The sequence below is a fragment of the Streptomyces sp. NPDC002403 genome, from assembly GCF_053593015.1.
In genome coordinates, this window is record NZ_JBSFBQ010000005.1 from 146365 (window position 1) to 166689 (window position 20325).

Annotated in this window: 16 protein-coding genes; 4 read left to right on the top strand and 12 right to left on the bottom strand. The window is 70.4% G+C overall.

Annotated elements, in window-relative coordinates; translation table 11 throughout:
* Positions 1-21: 21 nt before the first annotated feature.
* The 9 genes from ACWCPY_RS08610 to folC form a co-directional block, all read right to left on the bottom strand.
* A complete protein-coding gene (locus tag ACWCPY_RS08610; RefSeq protein ID WP_451263598.1) occupies positions 22-1542 on the bottom strand; it encodes a CYTH and CHAD domain-containing protein in 1521 nt (506 codons plus the stop codon).
* A 51-nt stretch (positions 1543-1593) separates the two neighbouring features.
* On the bottom strand, positions 1594-2784 hold the full coding sequence (gene rodA / locus ACWCPY_RS08615; protein WP_451263599.1) for a rod shape-determining protein RodA: 1191 nt from the start codon (positions 2782-2784) through the stop codon (positions 1594-1596).
* Positions 2784-4949, bottom strand: coding sequence for a penicillin-binding protein 2 (mrdA, locus tag ACWCPY_RS08620; RefSeq protein WP_451263601.1), 2166 nt, complete (start codon positions 4947-4949; stop codon positions 2784-2786). Before mrdA ends, rodA begins: the two co-directional genes overlap by 1 nt.
* 61 nt (positions 4950-5010) lie before the next feature.
* Positions 5011-5673: a rod shape-determining protein MreD gene (gene mreD / locus ACWCPY_RS08625; protein ID WP_451263602.1), complete on the bottom strand. Its 663-nt coding sequence runs from the start codon at positions 5671-5673 to the stop codon at positions 5011-5013.
* 11 nt (positions 5674-5684) lie between these two features.
* On the bottom strand, positions 5685-6737 hold the full coding sequence (gene mreC, locus ACWCPY_RS08630; protein ID WP_451263604.1) for a rod shape-determining protein MreC: 1053 nt from the start codon (positions 6735-6737) through the stop codon (positions 5685-5687).
* 132 nt (positions 6738-6869) lie between these two features.
* The gene (locus tag ACWCPY_RS08635; RefSeq protein WP_124717728.1) at positions 6870-7889 is read right to left on the bottom strand and encodes a rod shape-determining protein; all 1020 of its coding nucleotides are present in this window, start codon (positions 7887-7889) and stop codon (positions 6870-6872) included.
* A gap of 289 nt (positions 7890-8178) precedes the next feature.
* Positions 8179-8592, bottom strand: a complete 414-nt coding sequence (gene ndk, locus ACWCPY_RS08640; protein WP_072483627.1) for a nucleoside-diphosphate kinase — start codon at positions 8590-8592, stop codon at positions 8179-8181.
* A 96-nt stretch (positions 8593-8688) separates the two neighbouring features.
* Positions 8689-9048, bottom strand: a complete 360-nt coding sequence (locus tag ACWCPY_RS08645; protein ID WP_451263605.1) for a DUF4233 domain-containing protein — start codon at positions 9046-9048, stop codon at positions 8689-8691.
* A gap of 3 nt (positions 9049-9051) precedes the next feature.
* The gene (gene folC, locus ACWCPY_RS08650) at positions 9052-10584 is read right to left on the bottom strand and encodes a bifunctional tetrahydrofolate synthase/dihydrofolate synthase (protein ID WP_451263607.1); all 1533 of its coding nucleotides are present in this window, start codon (positions 10582-10584) and stop codon (positions 9052-9054) included.
* Between the two features lie 116 nt (positions 10585-10700).
* Here folC and ACWCPY_RS08655 point away from each other — a divergent pair, with 116 nt between their 5' ends.
* From ACWCPY_RS08655 to ACWCPY_RS08665, 3 genes are all read left to right on the top strand, one after another.
* On the top strand, positions 10701-11420 hold the full coding sequence (locus ACWCPY_RS08655) for a response regulator transcription factor (RefSeq protein ID WP_451263608.1): 720 nt from the start codon (positions 10701-10703) through the stop codon (positions 11418-11420).
* Between the two features lie 201 nt (positions 11421-11621).
* Complete coding sequence (gene wecB / locus ACWCPY_RS08660) at positions 11622-12788, top strand: non-hydrolyzing UDP-N-acetylglucosamine 2-epimerase (protein WP_451263609.1); 1167 nt, start codon at positions 11622-11624, stop codon at positions 12786-12788.
* Between the two features lie 39 nt (positions 12789-12827).
* Positions 12828-14198, top strand: coding sequence for a glycosyltransferase family 2 protein (locus tag ACWCPY_RS08665; protein ID WP_451263610.1), 1371 nt, complete (start codon positions 12828-12830; stop codon positions 14196-14198).
* A gap of 72 nt (positions 14199-14270) precedes the next feature.
* Here ACWCPY_RS08665 and ACWCPY_RS08670 read toward each other — a convergent pair whose 3' ends face one another.
* Complete coding sequence (locus ACWCPY_RS08670; protein WP_451263611.1) at positions 14271-16892, bottom strand: valine--tRNA ligase; 2622 nt, start codon at positions 16890-16892, stop codon at positions 14271-14273.
* Positions 16893-17032: 140 nt separating this feature from the next.
* Here ACWCPY_RS08670 and ACWCPY_RS08675 point away from each other — a divergent pair, with 140 nt between their 5' ends.
* The gene (locus tag ACWCPY_RS08675; RefSeq protein WP_451263613.1) at positions 17033-18058 is read left to right on the top strand and encodes a hypothetical protein; all 1026 of its coding nucleotides are present in this window, start codon (positions 17033-17035) and stop codon (positions 18056-18058) included.
* 72 nt (positions 18059-18130) lie between these two features.
* Here the strand turns inward: ACWCPY_RS08675 and clpX are convergent, their stop codons facing one another.
* Positions 18131-19429 (bottom strand): ATP-dependent Clp protease ATP-binding subunit ClpX, encoded by a 1299-nt coding sequence (gene clpX / locus ACWCPY_RS08680; protein ID WP_072483632.1) that lies wholly within the window; start codon positions 19427-19429, stop codon positions 18131-18133.
* A 157-nt stretch (positions 19430-19586) separates the two neighbouring features.
* Positions 19587-20267: an ATP-dependent Clp protease proteolytic subunit gene (locus tag ACWCPY_RS08685; RefSeq protein ID WP_403771998.1), complete on the bottom strand. Its 681-nt coding sequence runs from the start codon at positions 20265-20267 to the stop codon at positions 19587-19589.
* Positions 20268-20325 lie beyond the last annotated feature (58 nt).

Below are 20325 nucleotides of genomic sequence, written 5' to 3' on the forward strand. Positions count from 1 at the left end.
CCATCAAGCGTACCCCGATGCTCAGCCTTCCAGCGCCGTCCGCAGTTCCGCCCGCGAGGCCCGCTCCCACACCGCCGGCAGCTCCCGTTCGCCGGCCGCGGCGGCCGCCTCCTCCCGTCCGTACAGCAGTCCCCAGGTGAAGGCCGGCTCCCCCGCCGCGTGCGCCTGGACGGCCAGGGTGCGCAGCGCCTCGCGGGCCACCACGCTGTCCTGGTGGTCGCCGAGGAGGCTCTGGACGGCCTTCATCCGTCCGGCGAACCGCTTGGCGGGCCTGCCGAGCGCGGGCCGGGCCGCCTCCGCCGCGTACCGGGCACGTTTGGCGGCCTTGCGGGCCTCGTGCAGGGCCACGTCCCGGTCGTGGCCGGGCGGCAGCTCCAGGGCGTGCCCGACCCGGGCCGCGAGGCGCCGGTACTCCTTCAGCACGGCCCGGGGCAGCGCCCGCCCGGGTGCCCGGGAGGCGGCGGGCAGCAGGGGCGGGCCGGCGAGCAGGACATCGAGGCTCTCCAGGAGTGACAGGTACCGCTTCCCGTCGAGCACGGCCACGGTGCGGCGGCGGGAGCCGCCCAGCCGTGCCGCCGACCAGGTCCGGAGCCGGCCGCGCACCGGGCCGAGGACCAGGGTGCGGGGCAGGCCGTCGAGGAGGGCGCGCAGCCGGGCGTCGAGCACCTCCTGGTCGCGCTCGATGCCGAGTTCGGCCGCCAGCCACTTCAGCTCGTCGCCGACCGGGTCGGTGACCCCGCGGTCGAGGATCTTCCGGTACGTCCGCAGCGCGCTGCGCAGCCTGCGGGTGGCGACCCGCATCCGGTGCACGGAGTCGGGCAGGTCGCGGCGGACGGCGGGGTCGAGGGCGACGATCGCCTCGGCCTGGTGCCGGATGTAGCCGAGGACATGGTCGCCCGCGGTGGTCCGCCGGGCCCGCGCGGCGGGGCTCCCGCTCGGCTCGGGCGTGGTCTCGGCGAGTGCCCTGGCCAGTTTGGACGGGGACGCGGAAGGGCGGATCCCGGCCTTGCGCAGCCCGCGCTCCACGGCGTCGAGGAAGGCGGGGTCGCCGTCGTCGGCGAGTTCGGCCTCGATCTCGGTCCAGGCGGCCGTGGCGTCGCCGCCGGTCAGCCGCTCGGCCCGCACCCGGTCGACGCTGATCTCGGCGAGCAGAGCGCCGTCGGCGTCGAGCAGGTGGTGGACGTCGCGGGCGGAGACCAGCCGGACGACGGGGACGAGGCCGCGGTCGCGGACCCGGGAGCGCAGCAGCCCCGCGAAGGAGCGTGGCAGGGTGTCGGAGAGCGGCTCCCGCAGCTCGTCCCGGATGCCGGAGGCGACCGGGAACTTGAGGTGCCAGCCGGCGTCGCTCCCGCCGGTGCGGCGGCGCAGGGTGAGGGAGTCCGCCGCGAGCCGGAGGTCCTCGGTGTCGTAGTAGACGGCGTCCAGTTCGCTGACGCCCCGGTGGGCGACGGCCGAGACCCCGGCCACCCGGCTCAGGTCCGGGAGCCGGGTCTCCGTGGTGGCTTCGTACTTCCGCTCGATCTCACGCTTCGAGTCCGCCATGAACCGAATCTAGACGTGTTGTACGCGAATGGGCAGTGCTCGCGCACCGGCTCAGGCGCTTATCGGCCGCTGCAACCTGATCGACTGGAGCAGCCCGACGGCCACCCAGACGGCGAACATCGAGGACCCTCCGTACGAGACGAACGGCAGCGGCAGTCCGGCGACCGGCATGATGCCGAGCGTCATCCCGATGTTCTCGAAGGCCTGGAAGGCGAACCAGGCGATGATCCCCGCGGCGACGATCGTGCCGTACAGCTCGGTCGTCTCGCGGGCGATCCGGCAGGCCCGCCACAGGACGACGCCGAGCAGGACGAGGATCAGCCCGGCGCCGAGGAAGCCGAGCTCCTCTCCCGCGACGGTGAAGACGAAGTCGGTCTGCTGCTCGGGGACGAACTGGCCGGTGGTCTGGGTGCCGTGGAAGAGCCCCGTCCCGGAGAGGCCGCCGGAGCCGATCGCGATGCGGGCCTGGTTGGTGTTGTAGCCGACGCCCGCCGGGTCGAGCGCCGGGTTGGCGAAGGCGGCGAAGCGGGCGATCTGGTACTCGTCGAGCAGGCCGAGCTGCCAGATCGCGATGGCACCGGCCACGCCCGCGCCGAGCAGTCCGGCGATCCACCGGTTCGACGCGCCGGAGGCGAGGAGCACACCGAGCACGATGACGACCATGACCATCACGGAGCCGAGGTCCGGCATCCCCATGACGACGGCCATCGGGACGGCCGCCAGACCGAGGGCCTTGGCGACGGTCCGGTGGTCGGGATGGAGCTGGTCGCCCGCGTCGACGCGCTCGGCGAGCAGCATCGCCATGATCAGGATGATGGTGATCTTGGTGAACTCGGACGGCTGGAGCGAGAAGCCGCCGCCGATGATGATCCAGGCGTGGGCGCCGTTGACGGTGGCGCCGAGCGGGGTGAGCACGGCGAGCACCAGCAGCACCGAGAGGCCGTAGAGGATCGGGACGGCGCCGCGCAGCGTGCGGTGGCCGAGCCAGATCGTGCCGACCATCAGGGCGAAGCCGATGCCGGTGTTGAGGGCGTGGCGGAAGAGGAAGTAGTACGGGTCGCCGTGGGTGAGCGAGTCGCGTCCCCGGGTCGCCGAGTAGACCAGCAGCGAGCCGATGAAGGAGAGCGCGATCGCGGACCCGAGCAGCGGCCAGTCGAGTTTGCGTACGAGGGAGTCGCGGGCGGTGAGTTTGCCCCAGGCGGAGCGCTCGGGGGCGTACCGCTGGACGGAGAAGCCGGCCATCAGTCGCGCCTCCCCAGGGCCGCGGCGAGGGTCTGTTCCTCCGGGGTCTTCTGCGAGTCCGGGTTGTAGGGCTTGATCTCCGGGGCGTCGATCGAGCCGTCCTGCTGGATCTTGGGCAGGGACTTCTGCGGGGTGGGCAGCAGCGCCTTCTTCAGGTCCTGCTTGCCGGAGTCGTCGAGACCGTAGAGGGCGTCGTAGATGTTGCGCACGGCGGGCCCGGACGCACCGGAGCCCGTACCGCCCTGGGAGATCGTCATGACGATCGAGTAGTCCTTGGTGTACGTGGCGAACCAGGAGGTCGTCTGCTTGCCGTAGACCTCGGCCGTACCCGTCTTGGCGTGCATCGGGATCTTGTCCTGCGGCCAGCCGCCGAACCGCCAGGCGGCCGAACCGCGGGTCGCGACTCCCGCGAGGGCACCGTCTATCTCGTTGCGGGTCTTGCGCGAGAAGGGCAGCTTGCCGTGCGACTCGGGCTTGATCTCCTGGACGGTCCTGCCGTCGCCGCTGACGATCGCCTTGCCGACGGTGGGGTTGTACAGGGTGCCGCCGTTGGAGATCGCGGCGTAGATGGTGGCCATCTGGATCGGGGTGACGAGCGTGTCGCCCTGGCCGATCGAGTAGTTGACGGAGTCACCGGCGCGCATCTTGTCGCCTTCGAGGCAGTTCTCGTACGCGATCTGCTCGACGTACGTACCGCCCTTCTTGCCCTGCTTGCACCAGGCGTCCTTGTTCGCCTTGTAGAAGTCCTGCTTCCACTTGCGGTCGGGGACCCGGCCGCTGACCTCGTTGGGGAGGTCGATGCCGGTCTCCTTGCCGAGGCCGAACTGGTGGGCGGTCCTGTAGAACCAGTCCTTGGCGTTCTTCTTGGGGTTCATCCCGCCGTCCTTCAGCCACTCCTTGTGCGCGATGCCGTAGTAGACGGTGTCGCAGGAGACTTCGAGGGCGCGGCCGATGGTGATGTCGCCGTAGCCCTGGGACTCGAAGTTCTTGAAGGTCTGGCCGCCGACGTTGTACGAGCTGGGGCAGGGGTAGTGGCCGTCGAAGGGGTATCCGGCGTTGACCGCGGCGGTCGAGGAGATGACCTTGAAGATCGAGCCGGGGGCGGCCTGGCCCTGGATGGCCCGGTTCAGCAGCGGGAAGTTGGATTTCTTGCCGGTGAGCTTGGCGTAGTCCTTGGCGGAGATGCCGCCGACCCAGGAGTTGGGGTCGTAGTTGGGCAGGGAGGCCATCGCGACGACGCGGCCGGTCTTGGCCTCCATGACGACGACGGCGCCGGAGTCGGCCTTGTAGTTCTCCCCGGTGTTCTTGTCGAAGGACTGACGGGCCGTCTTCATGGCCTCGTTGAGCTCGTACTCGGCGACGGCCTGGACCCGGGCGTCGATGGAGGTGACGACGCTGGAGCCGGGCTCCGCCTTGTCGTTCTTCGCCTCGCCGATGACCCGGCCGAGGTTGTCGACCTCGTAACGGGTGACACCCGCCTTGCCGCGCAGCTCCTTGTCGTAGGTGCGCTCCAGGCCGGAGCGGCCGACCTGGTCGGAGCGGAGGTACGGCGAGTCGGTGTTCTGGGCCTTGGTGATCTCGCCGTCGGTGACCGGTGAGAGGTAGCCGAGCACCTGCGCGGTGTTGGCCTTGCCGGGTTCTCCGTACCGGCGTACGGCGGTGGGCTCGGCGGTGATGCCGGGGAAGTCCTCGGCGCGTTCACGGATCGTGAGGGCCTGCTGGGTGGTGGCCTCGTCGGTGACCGGGATCGGCTGGTACGGCGAGCCGTTCCAGCAGGGCTGCGGCGTCTTCGAGTCGCAGAGCCGGACCTTGTCGAGGACCTCCTTGGGCTTCATGCCGAGGACGCCGGCGAGCCGGGTCAGGACGCTCTTGCCGTCGTCCTCCATCTTCATCAGCTCGGTGCGGCTGGCGGAGACCACCAGCCGGGTCTCGTTGTCGGCGAGGGGCACGCCGCGCGCGTCGAGGATGGAGCCGCGGACGGCGGGCTGGACGACCTGCTGGACGTGGTTGTTCTTCGCCTCGTCGCTGTACTCCTGGCCGTTGCGGATCTGGAGGTACCAGAGGCGCCCGCCGAGGGTGAGCAGCAGGGAGAAGACGAGCACCTGGATGACGACGAGTCGGATCTGGACGCGTTGGGTCCGGCCGGTCTCGGGGATGTTGGTCACGGGGCGCCCCCGGTGGTGGTCGGGCCGCAGGTGTGCGGGGTGTCCTGGCTGCGGTGCGGCCTCACAGTCGCTTGACCCCCTTGATGCGTCCGGCGCGGGCCGCGCGGTTGCGGGCGGCCTTGACACGCAGTCCGCCGCGCTGGCCGCCGATCCGCAGTCCGGTGCCGGAGGCGAGCCAGCCCGCGGCCACGTCCCCGCCGCCGGAGGTCTCGGCGAGCGGGTCGTTCACCGTGCGTCTGGCGACGGCCATGATGAGCGGTACGACGAAGGGGGCCAGGAGCAGGTCGTAGACGGCGGCGGTGAACAGCAGGCTGCCGAGGCCGACATGGCGGGCCGCCGTGTCCCCGACGAGCGCGCCGACCAGCGCGTACAGCAGGGTCGATCCGATCGCCGCGGCGACCACCCCGATCATCGGGACCATCGCCGACTTCAGCTGCCCGTTCTCCGGCTTCACCAGTCCCGCGAGGTAGCCGATGACGCAGAGGACCAGCGCGTAGCGCCCGGCGGCGTGGTCGGCGGGCGGTGCCAGGTCGGCGAGGAGCCCCGCGCCGAAACCGATGAGGGCGCCGCTGACATGTCCGTACACGAAGGCGAGAGCGAGGACGACGAGGAGCAGCAGGTCGGGCACGGCGCCGGGGAGCTGGAGGCGGGCCAGCACGGAGACCTGGACGACGAGGGCGACGACGACCAGGACGGCGGAGAGCAGAATCCGGTTCAAACGCATGGGAATCAGCTCTACCTCTGCTCGTTGACCGCGGTGCCGGTGTTCGGTGTGGCGTCCGCAGTGCCGTTCGGGTCCGGGCTGTTGCTGGGGTCCGGGCTCTCGTGGATGTTCCCGACGACGTTTCCTTCGGTGTCGACGATGTCGCCGTTGGGCGAGATCGTGACGGTGACGGTGGGGGTCGGCTTCGGCTTGGCGGGCTTGGCCGGCTGCTTCGGCAGGACCATGTCACGGGGGTCCTCGCGCGGGGCCTGGACCACGACACCGACGATGTCGAGCTTGGTGAAGCCGACGTACGGGCGGACGTAGACGGTACGGGTCAGGCCGCCGCCGGACGGGTCGACCCGGACGACCTCGCCGACCGGGACGCCGGGCACGAAGGGCTTGTCCTTGCTGGAGCCGAAGGTGACGAGCCGGTCGCCCTTCTTCACCTTGGCCTTGCCGTTGAGGAACTGGACGGAGAGCGGCCGGGAGCCCTGGCCGGTGGCGAAGCCGAGTTCGTCGGTCTTCTCCATCCGGGTGCCGACGGTGAAGTCGGGGTCGTTGGCGAGGAGCACCGTGGAGGCGTCCGGGCCCACGGTGGTGACCCGGCCGACCAGTCCGTCGCCGTTGATGACGGTCATGTCGCGCTTGATTCCGTCGTTGGAACCCGCGTCGATGGTGACCGTCCAGGAGAAGCCCTGGGCCGCTCCTATGGCGATGACCTCGGCGCCCTTGATGCCGTACTGTCCGGCGGCCGACTTCTTCAGCATCCGGTCGAGCTCGCGGACCCTGTTGCGGTTGCGGTCGTCGCTGCCGAGCTTCGTCTTGAGCGCGGCGTTCTGCTGTTCCAGCTCGGCGATCCGGTTGTGCCGTTCCCCGGAGTCGCGTACCGCCCCTATGGCGTTGCCCACCGGGTCGACGGCTGCCGCGACGCCGTTCTCCACCGGCCCGAAGGCCGCTGCGGCGGCCCGCCGGGCGCCGTCCACCGGTGACTCCTCGCCCCCGCGGATGTCCACCGTGATCAAAGCGAACGCGATGGCGATCAGCAGCACCAGGAGCAGCCGGCTCTCTCGTGTGTCCCTCACGTGCGGCGGCCGTGCCTTCCTCGTCGGAATATTCGTGCCTGTATATCAACGATCAGCCGTACGGAGCGGCAGTGTTCCGTGCAGCGGACCGCTGTGTTGTTCACCCGCGGGGTGGTTCGCCCGCGGGGCTGTTCACCTGCGGGGCTGCGCGTCCAGCACCTGCTGGAGCGCCTCGAACTCCTCGACGCACTTGCCGGATCCGAGGGCCACCGAGTCCAGCGGGTCCTCCGCGATGTGGATCGGCATGCCGGTCTCGCGGCGCAGCCGCTCGTCCAGTCCGCGCAGCAGCGCGCCGCCGCCGGTCAGGACGATGCCGCGGTCCATGACGTCGCCGGAGAGCTCCGGCGGGCACTTGTCGAGCGTGGTCTTCACGGCGTCGACGATCGCGTTGACCGGCTCCTCGATGGCCTTGCGGACCTCGGCGGCCGAGATGACCACGGTCTTGGGCAGTCCGGAGACGAGGTCGCGGCCGCGGATCTCGGTGTGCTCGTCCTTGTCCATGTCGTAGGCCGAACCGATCGTGATCTTGATCTGTTCGGCGGTGCGCTCGCCGAGGAGGAGCGAGTACTCCTTCTTGACGTGCTGGATGATCGCGTTGTCCAGCTCGTCACCGGCGACCCGGATCGACTGGGCAGTGACGATTCCGCCCAGCGAGATGACCGCGACCTCGGTGGTGCCGCCACCGATGTCGACGACCATGTTGCCGGTGGCCTCGTGGACCGGCAGTCCGGAGCCGATGGCCGCCGCCATGGGCTCCTCGATGATGTGCACCTGGCGCGCGCCGGCCTGCGTCGACGCCTCGATCACGGCGCGTCGCTCGACCCCGGTGATGCCCGAGGGCACGCAGACGACGACCCGCGGGCGGGCCAGGTAGCGACGCTTGTGGATCTTCAGGATGAAGTAGCGGAGCATCCGCTCGGTGATCTCGAAGTCGGCGATCACGCCGTCCTTCAGGGGCCGTACGGCAACGATGTTGCCCGGTGTACGCCCGATCATCTTCTTGGCCTCGGAGCCGACCGCCAGGATGCCGCCGGTGTTGGTGTTGATGGCCACGACGGACGGCTCGTTCAGAACGATGCCGCGCCCCCTGACGTACACCAGCGTGTTGGCAGTCCCGAGGTCGATAGCCATGTCACGGCCGATGAACGACATTGAGTTCCCCTTGTTCCCCATGAGGATGCGTCGGGCCTTCCGAGAAAGCGATGTGGCTTGTTCTGGTCGGCGAGGTGAGCGCGGCGGGCGTGGAAGATTCCATCGTAGTGCCGCAATGACGGACACCGCGCGAGGGTCCTTCGCCATTGTGGGCGGAACGGGTGGCCGTTCCACTCATGGTGACGTTACGTCGGAGGGATGCGTTCCCGCGATCCCGGACCCTATACCGAAGGGCGACCGAATTAATTCGGTCGCCCCAGGTCTTGAGCGCTGTTCGGCTGATCGGTGATCAGGCGATTCCGGGGAAGAAGAGCTTCAGTTCCCGCTCCGCGGACTCCTCGGAGTCCGAGGCGTGGATGAGGTTCTCCCGGGTGATCGTGCCGAAGTCGCCGCGGATGGAACCGGGCGCGGCGGCGATCGGGTCGGTGGGGCCGGCCAGTGTACGGATGCCCTCGATGACCCGCTCGCCCTCGGCGACCAGCGCCACGATCGGACCGGACTGCATGAACTCGACGAGCGGCTCGTAGAACGGACGGCCGACGTGCTCGGCGTAGTGCTGCTCCAGCGTGGCACGGTCGAGGGTGCGCAGCTCCAGTGCGGTGATCCGCCAGCCTGCCTTGCGCTCGATCCGCCCGACGATCTCGCCGACCAGTCCGCGCCGGACAGCGTCGGGCTTGAGGAGAACGAGGGTGCGCTGGGTCATGGTGTGCGGCTCCTTGCAGGCATGCGGGTGCGGTGAACCGAGGCTACAGGGGTACGGGGACGGGCCGGCGGCCGGGTTTGGCCGACGGGCACCGCGTCAGCCGCCGGCCGGGGACTCGGCCGCCTCCTGCGCCGCCGCCCAGCGGGCCTTCGCCTCGTCGATCTTGCGGCCGTAGTGCACCGAGGCCCACCACAGACCGGCGAAGACCACGCCGAGGATGAACATCATCGGGACGACGAAGCCGCTCAGCACCAGGGCGATCTGCAGCGCCCAGCCGAGCTGTATGCCGCCACGGCGGGTGATCATTCCGCAGAGCAGCACGGAGAGCAGCATGCCGATGCCGCAGACCGTCCAGACCGTGGCACCGGTCAGGTCGTCGGACTTCATCGCGACGAGTCCGGCGAAGCCGATCACGAAGAACTCGCCGATCAGCGTGGATGCACAGAGCGTACGCATGGGTCAGCGCCTTCCCAGGAGCAGCCGGGCCTCGCCGACCGTGATCACGGAGCCGGTCACCAGAACACCGGCGCCCGCGTATTCGTCCTCCTCCTCGGCGAGGGTGATCGCCGCCTCCAGGGCGTCGTCCAGACGTGGCTCCACCTGGACGCGGTCCTCGCCGAAGACCTCGACCGCGACGGCGGCCAGCTCGTCGACGTCCATCGCGCGGGCGGTGGAGTTCTGTGTGACGACGACCTCGGCGAAGATCGGCTCGAAGGCTTCGAGGAGCCCCTTGACGTCCTTGTCGGAGCTGGTGCCGACCACGCCGATCAGCCGGGAGAAGCCGAAGGCCTCGGAGATGCCGTCGGCGGTGGCGCGGGCACCCGCCGGGTTGTGCGCCGCGTCCAGGACGACGGTGGGGCTGGAGCGGACGACTTCGAGGCGGCCCGGGGAGATCACCGAGGCGAAGGCCCGGCGGACCGTGTCGACGTCGAGCGAACCGGGCTGCTCGGCGCCGATCCCGAAGAAGGCCTCCACCGCGGAGAGCGCCACCGCCGCGTTGTGCGCCTGGTGGGCGCCGTACAGCGGGAGGAAGACCTCTGTGTACTCGGTGGCCGCACCACCGAGGCCGCGGAGCGTCAGCAGCTGCCCGCCGACCGCGATCTCGCGGGAGACGACGCCGAACTCCATGCCCTCGCGGGCCACCGTGGCGTCGACCTCGACGGCCTTCTTCAGCATGACCTGCGCGGCGTCCACCGGCTGCTGGGCGAGGATGACCGTGGCGCCCTGCTTGATGATCCCGGCCTTCTCGCCGGCGATCTCGGCGGGCGTGGTGCCCAGCCGGTCGGTGTGGTCCAGCGAGATGGGTGTGACGACGGCGACCGAGCCGTCGATGACGTTGGTCGCGTCCCAGCTGCCGCCCATGCCGACCTCGACCACCGCGACATCGACCGGCGCGTCGGCGAAGGCCGCGTAGGCCATGCCCGTCAGCACCTCGAAGAAGGAGAGCCGGTACGGCTGCTGGGCGTCGACCATCTCCACGTACGGCTTGATGTCCTGGTACGCCTCGATGAACCGCTCGGGGTCGATCGGGGAGCCGTCCAGGCTGATCCGCTCGGTGATCGACTGGACGTGCGGCGAGGTGTAGCGGCCGGTACGCAGGTCGAAGGCGCCGAGCAGCGCCTCGATCATGCGGGCCGTGCTCGTCTTGCCGTTGGTCCCGGTGATGTGGATCGAGGGGTAGGCACGCTGCGGGTCGCCGAGCACGTCCATCAGCGCGGCGATGCGCGTGACGGAGGGCTCCAGCTTGGTCTCGCCCCAGCGCCCGGCGAGCTCCTGCTCCACGGCGCGCAGCGCCTTGTCCACCTCGGGGTCGGCGGGGCGGGCCGGGACCTCGTCACCCTGCGGCGGTCCGGAGCGGGTGCGCAGCGTGCGGCTCCCGGCCTCGATCACCGCCAGGTCGGGGTCGCGCTGGGTCTCTTCGTCGACGATCTCCGCGAAGGCGTCGTCGGAATCGGAGTTGTCGTGCCGGTCGGAAGGGCGGGGCTCACTCACGGTGCCAGTCTACGGATGGCCACGGACATCGCACGCAGCGCCCGGTGGCGGGCCGGGATCACCCGCGCCGGGACCGCTGTCGGCATGTCGCGCCGAGCGGGCGCATGGTGGGAAGTGTGCGCCCCCGTCCCCTGATCCTGATCGCCGCGCCCGACGGCCTGCACCCGGCGCTCGTCCGGCTGGCCGCCGACCCGCGGTACGAGACGCTGGTCGTCCGGACCGGCGAGAGCGCGCTGCGCGCCCTGTACGAGTACCGCCCCGACGGCCTGATCCTCAGCCTCCGGCTGCCCGGCCTCGATCCGTGGGAGGTGCTGAGCCGGGTGCGGGACATGAGCGACCTGCCGATCGCGGTGGTCGACCGGACGTACCGGGAGGCGGACGCCGTCCGCGCACTGGAGGCCGGGGCCGACGACTACCTGACGCCCGAGCTGTCCGGCCGGCTGCACCTGCCGCTGCTGCGGGCCCGGCTGCGACGCGCCGCCGACGCCGGGCCCGGGGCCGCGTCCGTCGTCGAGGACGGTCTGCTCACCCTGGACCTGAGTACGCACGAGGCCGTCCTGTCGGGGCACCGGCTCGACCTCACCCCGATCGAGTTCGCCCTGCTGGCCGTGCTCGCCCGCCATCCCGGGCAGGTGCTCTCCGCGGACCGGCTGCTCCGGATGGTGTGGGACGTGCCGGTGGGCAGCGATGCCTCGCGGGTGAAGTACACGGTGCTGCGGCTGCGCCGGAAGATCACCGGCACGACCGGTGCGGCGGCGCCCATCGAGACCGTACGGGGCGTGGGGTACCGCTACCTCCCGGCGGCCGCCGGTCCGCGGCGGCCCGGCCGGGACTGAGGTCCGGCCGGGACCCGGGCAGGAGGACCCTTCGTCCGGTGCCCCTCGCGGGTCCAAGGTCCCGGACAGAGGTCCCCGCCGGCGCGGACCGGCCGCGCCGCAACCCGGCTGCAACCCGCGTACACCGGTTCCGCCACCGCTCTCGCCCACTCTGGTCCCTCCCCCACCGGGCCGGAGACGGCGAGAGGAAACGGAACACCCATGTACAGCGCACTGCCCGCCCGCTCCGTCGCCGTGGTTCTGGGCACCCGGCCCGAGCTGGTGAAGCTGGCGCCCGTCATCCACCGCCTCGGCGAGGCCACCCGGCTGATCCACACCGGCCAGCACTGGGACGACGCCATGTCGGGACGGTTCCTCCAGGAACTGGGGCTGCCCCGCCCCGAGGTGCTCAGCAGCATCGGCGGCACCTCGCGCGCCGTGCAGATCGGCCGCTCGCTGGAGCAACTGGACGCGCTGTTCACCGGGGACCGGCCCGCCGCCGTCGTCGTCCAGGGCGACACCAACGCCACCCTGGCGGGCGCGCTGGCCGCCAACGCGCGGGCGATCCCCCTCGTCCACGTCGAGGCCGGACTGCGCAGCCACGACCCGGCGATGCCGGAGGAGCACAACCGCGTCCTCGTCGACGCGGTCTCCGACGTGCTCTGTGCGGCGACCCCCGAGAACCGGGCGAATCTGCTCGCCGAGGGCATCGGCGCCGACCGGATCTCCGTCACCGGCAACACCGTCGTCGAGGCCGTCCGGCGCCACCTGCCCGGCGACGGACGGCGCACCGCGCTGCTGGCCCGGCACGGGCTCGTCCGCGACCGCTACGTGCTCGCCACCGTGCACCGCCCGGAGAACACCGACGGCTCGGCGACGCTGCGCACCGTCCTCACCGAGCTGGCCGCCCTCGCCACCGACGAGATCCCGGTCCTGCTCCCCCTCCACCCGCGCACCCGCGCCCGGATCGAGGCGGAGCGGCTGGACGGGCTGCTGGACGGCATCCGGGTGCTGGAACCGCTCGGGTACGGGGACTTCCTGGCGCTGGCCCGCCATGCCGCGCTGCTGGTCTCCGACTCGGGCGGCATCCAGGAGGAGTGCACGGTACTGGGCCGCCCGCTGGTCGTGGTCCGCCGTTCCACCGAGCGCCCCGAGTCGATGGCAGATTTCGCCGATCTCGTGGCTCCCGGCCCCGAGCTCGGGCGGCTGGCGCGCCTGCGGCTCGCGGAGGGCGACCGGGGGCTGCGGCGGCTGGCCGGGCTGCCCAGCCCGTACGGCGACGGTCTCGCCGCCGAGCGCATCGCACGGCTCGTCGCCTCGGCCGCCGAGTCCGCCGGGTCCGCCACGTCTGCCGAGTCCGCCGGGTCCTCGACGGCGCTCGCCGCCTGACCTGCCGTCCCGCCGTCGCGCCGTCGTAAGGAGGCAGCCATGCCCGACCCGTCCACCTCCGTCCTGGTCGTCCATCCCTTCGTCCTCCTGCTGGGCTTCCTGCTCTACTGGGCGGGGGCCCGCCGGTCGTATCTGCGCCGTTCCCCGGTCGTGCCCGGTGACGCCTCCCTGCTCGACTGGCACTTCTTCGTGCCGTGCCGGGACGAGGAGGCGGTCGTCGGCACGACCGTGACCCGGCTGCGCACCGGCTTCCCGGCGGCGGACGTCTGGGTGATCGACGACGACAGCGAGGACGGCACGGGCGCCGTCGTCGCGGCTCTCGCCGCCGACGACCCGCGGGTGCATCTGGTCCGGCGCCGACGTCCGGACGCCAGGACCGGGAAGGGCGCCGCACTCAACGCCGCGTACGACCGGCTCGGGGCGTTCCTGCCGGAGGGCACCGACCGTTCGAAGGTGGTCGTCTGTGTCGTGGACGCGGACGGGCAGCTCGACCCGCGCGCCCTGGAGCTGGTGTCGGGCCCCGCGGCGTTCGGCGATCCGGACGTCGGCGGTGTGCAGATCGGTGTGCGGATGCGCAATGCGGGCGAGAGCCGGCCCTTCCCGGAGCGCGGGCGCCTGGTGAACGCCGCGGCCCGGGTCCTGGTGCGGGTGCAGGACATGGAGTTCGCGGTCTCCAACGCCGGCATGCAGCTGCTGCGCAACCGCACGGGCTCCACCGGCCTCGGCGGCAACGGCCAGTTCACCCGGCTCGGCGCACTCGACCGGATCGGCGAGGCCGAACGCCGCCCGTGGCGCCGGGGGGCCCTCCTGGAGGACTACGAGCTGGGCCTCCACATGCTGCTGGCCGGGTACCGCACGACGCATGTCGCCGACACCTGGGTCTCCCAGGAGGCGCTGCCCAGCGCCCGCCGGCTGCTGACCCAGCGCACCCGATGGGCGCAGGGAAACCTGCAGTGCGTGCGCTACGCGCCCCGGATCGTCGCGTCCCGTCACATCCCGGGACGCGGAGTGCTGGAGACCCTGTACACCTTCGTCCAGCCGTTGGCCCATCTGGTGACCCTGGCACTGACCGTGCTCGTCCTCGGTGTGCTCGCCGTCGGCCTGGTCCGGGGGCAGGACGCGCACGGGGCGGCGGCCCTGCTGGACCAGTGGCCGCTGATGCTGGTGCTGGCGGCGGTGTCGATCGCGCCGTTCGTGCTGTGGGGCCCGGTCTACCGCCGGGACCACGCCCCCGATGCCTCGTTCGCCAGGTCGCTGCTGTGGGGCCTGGCGCTGTGGCTGTACGCGTACCACCTGTTCGTCGTCTCGGCGCGGGCCTTCGTACGCATGCTGCGCGGCCGCAACGGCTGGGCGAAGACCCGGCGCAACGCGGAGCCGGTGACCGCCGGCCCGGTGGCGCTGGAGTCCTGACCGTACGCGGAGAAGGGCGAAGCCCCCGTCCCCCTGGTCGGTCAGGGGAACGGGGGCTCCGTGCTCAGGTCATCAGCTCTGCGGCAGGTTCGCCAGCTGGCCGGAGATCCGCTCGATGTCGGCCTCCGCCTTGGCGAGCCGGCCACGGATCTTGTCGACGACATTGTCCGGGGCCTTGCCGAGGAACGCCTCGTTGGAGAGCTTGCCGACCGCCTGGGCCTTCTCCTTCTCGGCGGCGCCCAGGTCCTTCGTCAGGCGCTTGCGCTCGGCCTCGATGTCGATGGTGCCGGAGAGGTCGAGCGCGACCGTGGCGCCCGCGACGGGCAGCGAGGCGGTGGCGTGGAAGCCCTCCTCGGCCGACTGGAGCCGCAGCAGCTGGCGGATGGCCGCCTCGTGCGGGGCGAGCGGCGTGCCGGTCAGGGTGAGCTCGGCCGGGACCTTCTGGCCGGGCTGCAGGCCCTGGTCGGAGCGGAACCGGCGGACCTCGGTGACGACCTGCTGGACGAGCGCGATCTCCTGCTCGGCCGCGTCGTCGCGGAAGCCCGAGTCCTTCGGCCAGTCGGCGATGACGACGGACTCCCGGCCGGTGAGGGCCGTCCAGAGCGTCTCCGTGACGAACGGGACGACCGGGTGCAGCAGTCGCAGCATCACGTCCAGGACCTCGCCGAGGACCCGGCCCGAGACCTCGGCCGGCCGGCCGCCCGCGAAGAACGTGGTCTTGGACAGCTCGACGTACCAGTCGAAGACCTCGTCCCAGGCGAAGTGCCGCAGCGCCTCGCTGAGCTTGGAGAACTGGAAGTCGTCGTAGTACGCGTCGACTTCGGCGACGGTCTTGCCCAGCCGCGAGAGGATCCAGCGGTCGGTCACCGACATCTCGTCGGCGGACGGCAGTTCGCCCTCGATCGTCGCGCCGTTCATCAGCGCGAAGCGGGTGGCGTTCCAGATCTTGTTGGCGAACTTGGCGGAGCCCTGGACCCACTCCTCGCCGATCGGGACGTCGACACCGGGGTTGGCACCGCGCGCCAGGGTGAAGCGCAGCGCGTCGGAGCCGTACTTGTCCATCCAGTCCAGCGGGTTGACGACATTGCCGAAGGACTTCGACATCTTCTTGCCGTGCTCGTCGCGGACCATGCCGTGCAGGACGATGGTCTCGAACGGCGGGACGCCGTCGTTGACGTACAGGCCGAACATCATCATCCGGGCGACCCAGAAGAAGAGGATGTCGTAGCCGGTGACCAGGACGGAGTTCGGGTAGAACTTCGCGAGACTGTCGGTCTGTTCGGGCCAGCCGAGGGTGGAGAAGGGCCACAGGCCGGAGGAGAACCAGGTGTCCAGGACGTCGGGGTCCTGCGTCCAGCCCTCGCCGGTGGGGGGCTCGTCGTCCGGTCCGACGCAGACCATCTCTCCGTCGGGTCCGTGCCAGACGGGAATGCGGTGCCCCCACCACAGCTGGCGCGAGATGCACCAGTCGTGGAGGTTGTCGACCCAGTCGAAGTACCGCTTCTCCATCTCCTGCGGGTGGATCTTGACCTTGCCGTCGCGGACGGCGTCACCGGCCGCCTTGGCGAGCGGGGCGACCTTGACCCACCACTGCATGGACAGCCGGGGCTCGACGGTGGTCTTGCAGCGCGAGCAGTGGCCGACGGAGTGGACGTACGGACGCTTCTCGGCGACGATCCGGCCCTCGGCACGCAGCGCGGCGACGATCGCGGAGCGGGCCTCCAGGCGGTCCAGGCCCTCGAACGGACCGGGGACGGTGATGACGGCGCGCTCGTCCATGACCGTGAGGAACGGCAGGTCGTGGCGCGTACCGATCTCGAAGTCGTTCGGGTCGTGCGCGGGAGTGACCTTCACGGCGCCGGTGCCGAACTCCGGGTCGACGTGGTGGTCGGCGACGACGGGGATCGTGCGGTCGGTCAGCGGCAGCCTGATCTGCTTGCCGACGAGGTGCTTGTAGCGCTCGTCGTCGGGGTGGACGGCGACGGCGGTGTCACCGAGCATCGTCTCGGCGCGGGTCGTGGCGACGACGATGGTGTCGTCCCCGTCCCCGTACGTCATCGAGACCAGCTCGCCGTCGTCGTCCTGGTACTCGACCTCGATGTCCGAGATCGCGGTCAGACAGCGCGGGCACCAGTTGACGATGCGCTCTTTGCGGTAGATGAGCTCCTCGTCGTACATCCGCTTGAAGATGGTCTGGACGGCGGTGGACAGGCCCTCGTCCATGGTGAAGCGCTCACGGGACCAGGCGACGCCCTCGCCGAGGCGGCGCATCTGGCCGGAGATCTGGCCACCGGACTCGTTCTTCCACTTCCAGACGCGCTCGACGAAGGCCTCGCGGCCCAGGTCGTGGCGGGACTTGCCCTCCTTGCCGAGTTCGCGCTCGACGACGTTCTGGGTGGCGATGCCGGCGTGGTCCATGCCGGGCTGGTAGAGCGCCTCGAAGCCCTGCATGCGCTTGCGGCGGACGAGGGCGTCGATCAGCGTGTGCTCGAAGGCGTGCCCGAGGTGCAGGCTGCCCGTGACGTTCGGCGGCGGGATGACGATGGAGTACGGCGGCTTCTCGCTGTGCTCGTCGGCTTCGAAGTAACCCCGCTCTACCCAGCGCTCGTACAGCTTCCCCTCTACCTCGGCCGGTGCGTACTGGGTCGGCAGTTCAGGGTTGCTGGCTGGCGTCTGCTGAGTCTTCTCGGTCACGGGGGACAGTTTAGGGCCGTCACAGTCGTGCACTGAAACCGGTTTGTTGAGTAACGGAGTGACTCCCGGTGCTCCATATGAGGAGCCCTTCCGCCAGGATGTTCGGAACGCATAAGTATGACGAACAGGGGACACCGCAGATGAGCTACAACCAGCCGGGCCCGTACGGCGGCCAGCCGCCCCAGGGCCAGCCGGGTCCGTACGGCGGCCAGCCGCCCCAGGGTCAGCCCGGACCGTACGGGCAGCAGCCGCAGGGCCAGCCCGGCCCGTACGGCCAGCAGCCGGGGCCGTACGGCCAGCAGCCCCCGCAGGGCCAGCCCGGCTACGGCTACCCCCAGCAGGCTCCCCAGGGTGTCCCGCAGCAGCAGCCCCAGCCGGGCTACGGCTACCCCCAGGCCCAGCAGCCCGGCCCGTACGGCCAGCAGCCCCCCACTCCCCCGTACGGCGGCCAGCCGGCCTACGGCACGATGCCGATGCCCCCGGCCGAGCCGAAGAAGAAGACCGGCCTGATCATCGGCGGCGTCGTCGTGGCGCTGGCGGTCATCGCGGGCGGGGTGTACTTCCTGACCGGCGGCGGTGGCGGTCTCAGCGACGACGGACCGCACACGCTGACGACTCCGGCGACGGTGCTGAGCGAGTACAAGCGCGTCAGCAAGGACGGTGCGAGCCAGCAGCAGGACGACAAGACCACGAAGGAACTGACGGACAGCGGCATCGAGAACGGCAAGACCGTCACCGGGATCTACTCGACGGCGGATCTCACCAAGCTCGACCCCAGCAACCCCAACGACCCGAGCCTCCTGACCGCCAAGGGCATCACCTACATCGGCGCGTACGGCAAGATCAGCGATCCGGCCAAGGCGCTGGACAAGTTCTTCGCCTCTCTGCAGAAGGGCGCGTCCGAGAGCAAGGACAACAAGACCCAGCTCATCGGCAGCCCGGAGGAGGTGTCCCCGTCCGGCTTCGAGAACGGCATCATGAAGTGCCAGGCCGCCACGGGCACGGACGTCATGACCAAGAAGCCGAAGACCGACTGGTTCTGCGCCTGGTCGGACTACAGCACCATGGCGATGGTCTCCCCCGGAAACGTCGCGGGGAGCATGGACAAGGACGCCGCTGCCAAGATCACGACGGACCTCCGCAAGGAGATCCGCGTCAAGAAGTAGCCGTCACAACACGGAAGGGGCGCCCGCCAGTTCACCTGGCCGGGCGCCCCTTCCGTCTGTCTTCGCCTGCCGCTACGCGGACTTCTCGTGCCGCCCGCCGTCGCCCTTGCCGATCGTCCGCGGCTCGCGCGGGACCAGGGTCGGGTTCACGTTGTTGCGGACGACGTCCGCCGTGATGACGACGCGGGCGACGTCCTTGCGGGACGGCACCTCGTACATCACGGACTGGAGGACCTCCTCCATGATGGCCCGCAGACCGCGCGCGCCGGTGCCGCGGAGGATCGCCTGGTCGGCGATGGCCTCCAGGGCCGGGCGGTCGAAGTCCAGCTCGACGCCGTCGAGTTCGAAGAGGCGCTGGTACTGCTTCACCAGCGCGTTGCGCGGCTCGACGAGGATCTGCAGCAGCGCCTCGCGGTCCAGGTTGTGGACCGAGGTGAGGACGGGCAGCCGGCCGATGAACTCCGGGATCATCCCGAACTTCACCAGGTCCTCCGGCATGACCTCCTGGAACTGGTCGCTCGCCTCGATCTCCCGCTTCGAACGGATCGTCGCGCCGAAGCCGATGCCCTTGGCACCCGCCCGGGACTCGATGATCCGCTCCAGGCCGGAGAAGGCACCGCCCACGATGAACAGCACGTTCGTCGTGTCGATCTGGATGAACTCCTGGTGCGGGTGCTTCCGGCCGCCCTGCGGCGGTACGGAGGCGGTGGTGCCCTCCAGGATCTTCAGCAGGGCCTGCTGGACGCCCTCGCCGGAGACATCGCGGGTGATCGACGGGTTCTCGCTCTTGCGGGCGACCTTGTCGATCTCGTCGATGTAGATGATCCCGGTCTCGGCCTTCTTGACGTCGTAGTCCGCGGCCTGGATCAGCTTCAGCAGGATGTTCTCGACGTCCTCGCCGACATAGCCGGCCTCCGTCAGCGCCGTCGCGTCGGCGATGGCGAACGGGACGTTGAGCATGCGGGCCAGCGTCTGCGCGAGCAGCGTCTTGCCGGAGCCCGTGGGGCCCAGCAGCAGGATGTTGGACTTGGCCAGCTCGATGGCGTCGTCCCGGCCCTGCGCGCCGCCGTTCTCACCCGCCTGGACCCGCTTGTAGTGGTTGTACACAGCGACCGAGAGGGCCTTCTTCGCGGGCTCCTGCCCGACGACGTACCCCTCGAGGAACTCGTAGATCTCGCGCGGCTTGGGGAGTTCCTCCCACCGCACCTCGGAGGTCTCCGCGAGCTCCTCCTCGATGATCTCGTTGCAGAGATCGATGCACTCGTCGCAGATGTACACACCGGGACCCGCGATGAGCTTCTTCACCTGCTTCTGGCTCTTTCCGCAGAACGAGCACTTGAGCAGGTCGCCGCCATCACCGATGCGTGCCACGAGGTGCTTCCCCTTCGCCTGGGAGCAGCTTGGTTCAGCGGCTCCTGGTGCCTCTATCCGACGGTACCTTGCCTTGGCCCCCGTTCGGGCCCCCCTTGGCACGGTTCACACGGCAAGGACCGGGCGAATGTGGTGTGCCAAGGGGTGAAGGCCGACGTCAGACGGCCGTGGCCGCCTGCTTGCGGGTCGACACGATCTGGTCGACGAGACCGTAGGCGAGGGCGTCCTCGGCGGTCAGGATCTTGTCGCGCTCGATGTCGTCGCGGATCTTCTCCAGCGGAGTGGTGGAGTGCTTGGCCAGCATCTCCTCCAGCTGGGTGCGCATCCGCAGGATCTCGTTGGCCGCGATCTCCAGGTCGGAGAGCTGCTCGCGGCCGGTCTGCGAGGACGGCTGGTGGATCAGGATACGGGCGTTGGGCAGCGCCATCCGCTTGCCGGGCGTACCCGCCGCGAGCAGCACGGCCGCGGCGGAGGCCGCCTGGCCCATGCAGACCGTCTGGATGTCCGGCTTCACGAACTGCATCGTGTCGTAGATCGCGGTGAGCGCGGTGAACGAGCCGCCGGGGCTGTTGATGTAGATGGAGATGTCCCGGTCCGGGTCCATCGACTCCAGGCACAGCAGCTGCGCCATGACGTCATTGGCCGAGGCGTCGTCGATCTGCACGCCGAGGAAGATCACGCGCTCCTCGAAGAGCTTCGCGTACGGGTCGTACTCGCGCACGCCCTGCGAGGTGCGCTCCACGAAGCGCGGCACGATGTAGCGGTTGTCCACCTGCGGGCCGGTGTAGAGGCCGCTCGCGGAGGCGCCGGGGAAGTTGTTCATGTGGGTGTTCACCATCCTGGTGGCGTTCTGTGGCTGGGTGTCTCGGCGTACGAGAGGTGCGCGGGGCGGTGGA

Bases quoted from the DNA above. Each gene is read 5' to 3' on its own strand.
- ACWCPY_RS08610 (WP_451263598.1), bottom strand. From the start codon at position 1,542: ATGGCGGACTCGAAGCGTGAGATCGAGCGGAAGTACGAAGCCACCACG.
- rodA (WP_451263599.1), bottom strand. From the start codon at position 2,784: ATGGCCGGCTTCTCCGTCCAGCGGTACGCCCCCGAGCGCTCCGCCTGG.
- mreD (WP_451263602.1), bottom strand. From the start codon at position 5,673: ATGCGTTTGAACCGGATTCTGCTCTCCGCCGTCCTGGTCGTCGTCGCC.
- ACWCPY_RS08635 (WP_124717728.1), bottom strand. From the start codon at position 7,889: ATGTCGTTCATCGGCCGTGACATGGCTATCGACCTCGGGACTGCCAAC.
- ndk (WP_072483627.1), bottom strand. From the start codon at position 8,592: ATGACCCAGCGCACCCTCGTTCTCCTCAAGCCCGACGCTGTCCGGCGC.
- ACWCPY_RS08645 (WP_451263605.1), bottom strand. From the start codon at position 9,048: ATGCGTACGCTCTGTGCATCCACGCTGATCGGCGAGTTCTTCGTGATC.
- wecB (WP_451263609.1), top strand. From the start codon at position 11,622: ATGTACAGCGCACTGCCCGCCCGCTCCGTCGCCGTGGTTCTGGGCACC.
- ACWCPY_RS08665 (WP_451263610.1), top strand. From the start codon at position 12,828: ATGCCCGACCCGTCCACCTCCGTCCTGGTCGTCCATCCCTTCGTCCTC.
- ACWCPY_RS08675 (WP_451263613.1), top strand. From the start codon at position 17,033: ATGAGCTACAACCAGCCGGGCCCGTACGGCGGCCAGCCGCCCCAGGGC.
- ACWCPY_RS08685 (WP_403771998.1), bottom strand. From the start codon at position 20,267: ATGGTGAACACCCACATGAACAACTTCCCCGGCGCCTCCGCGAGCGGC.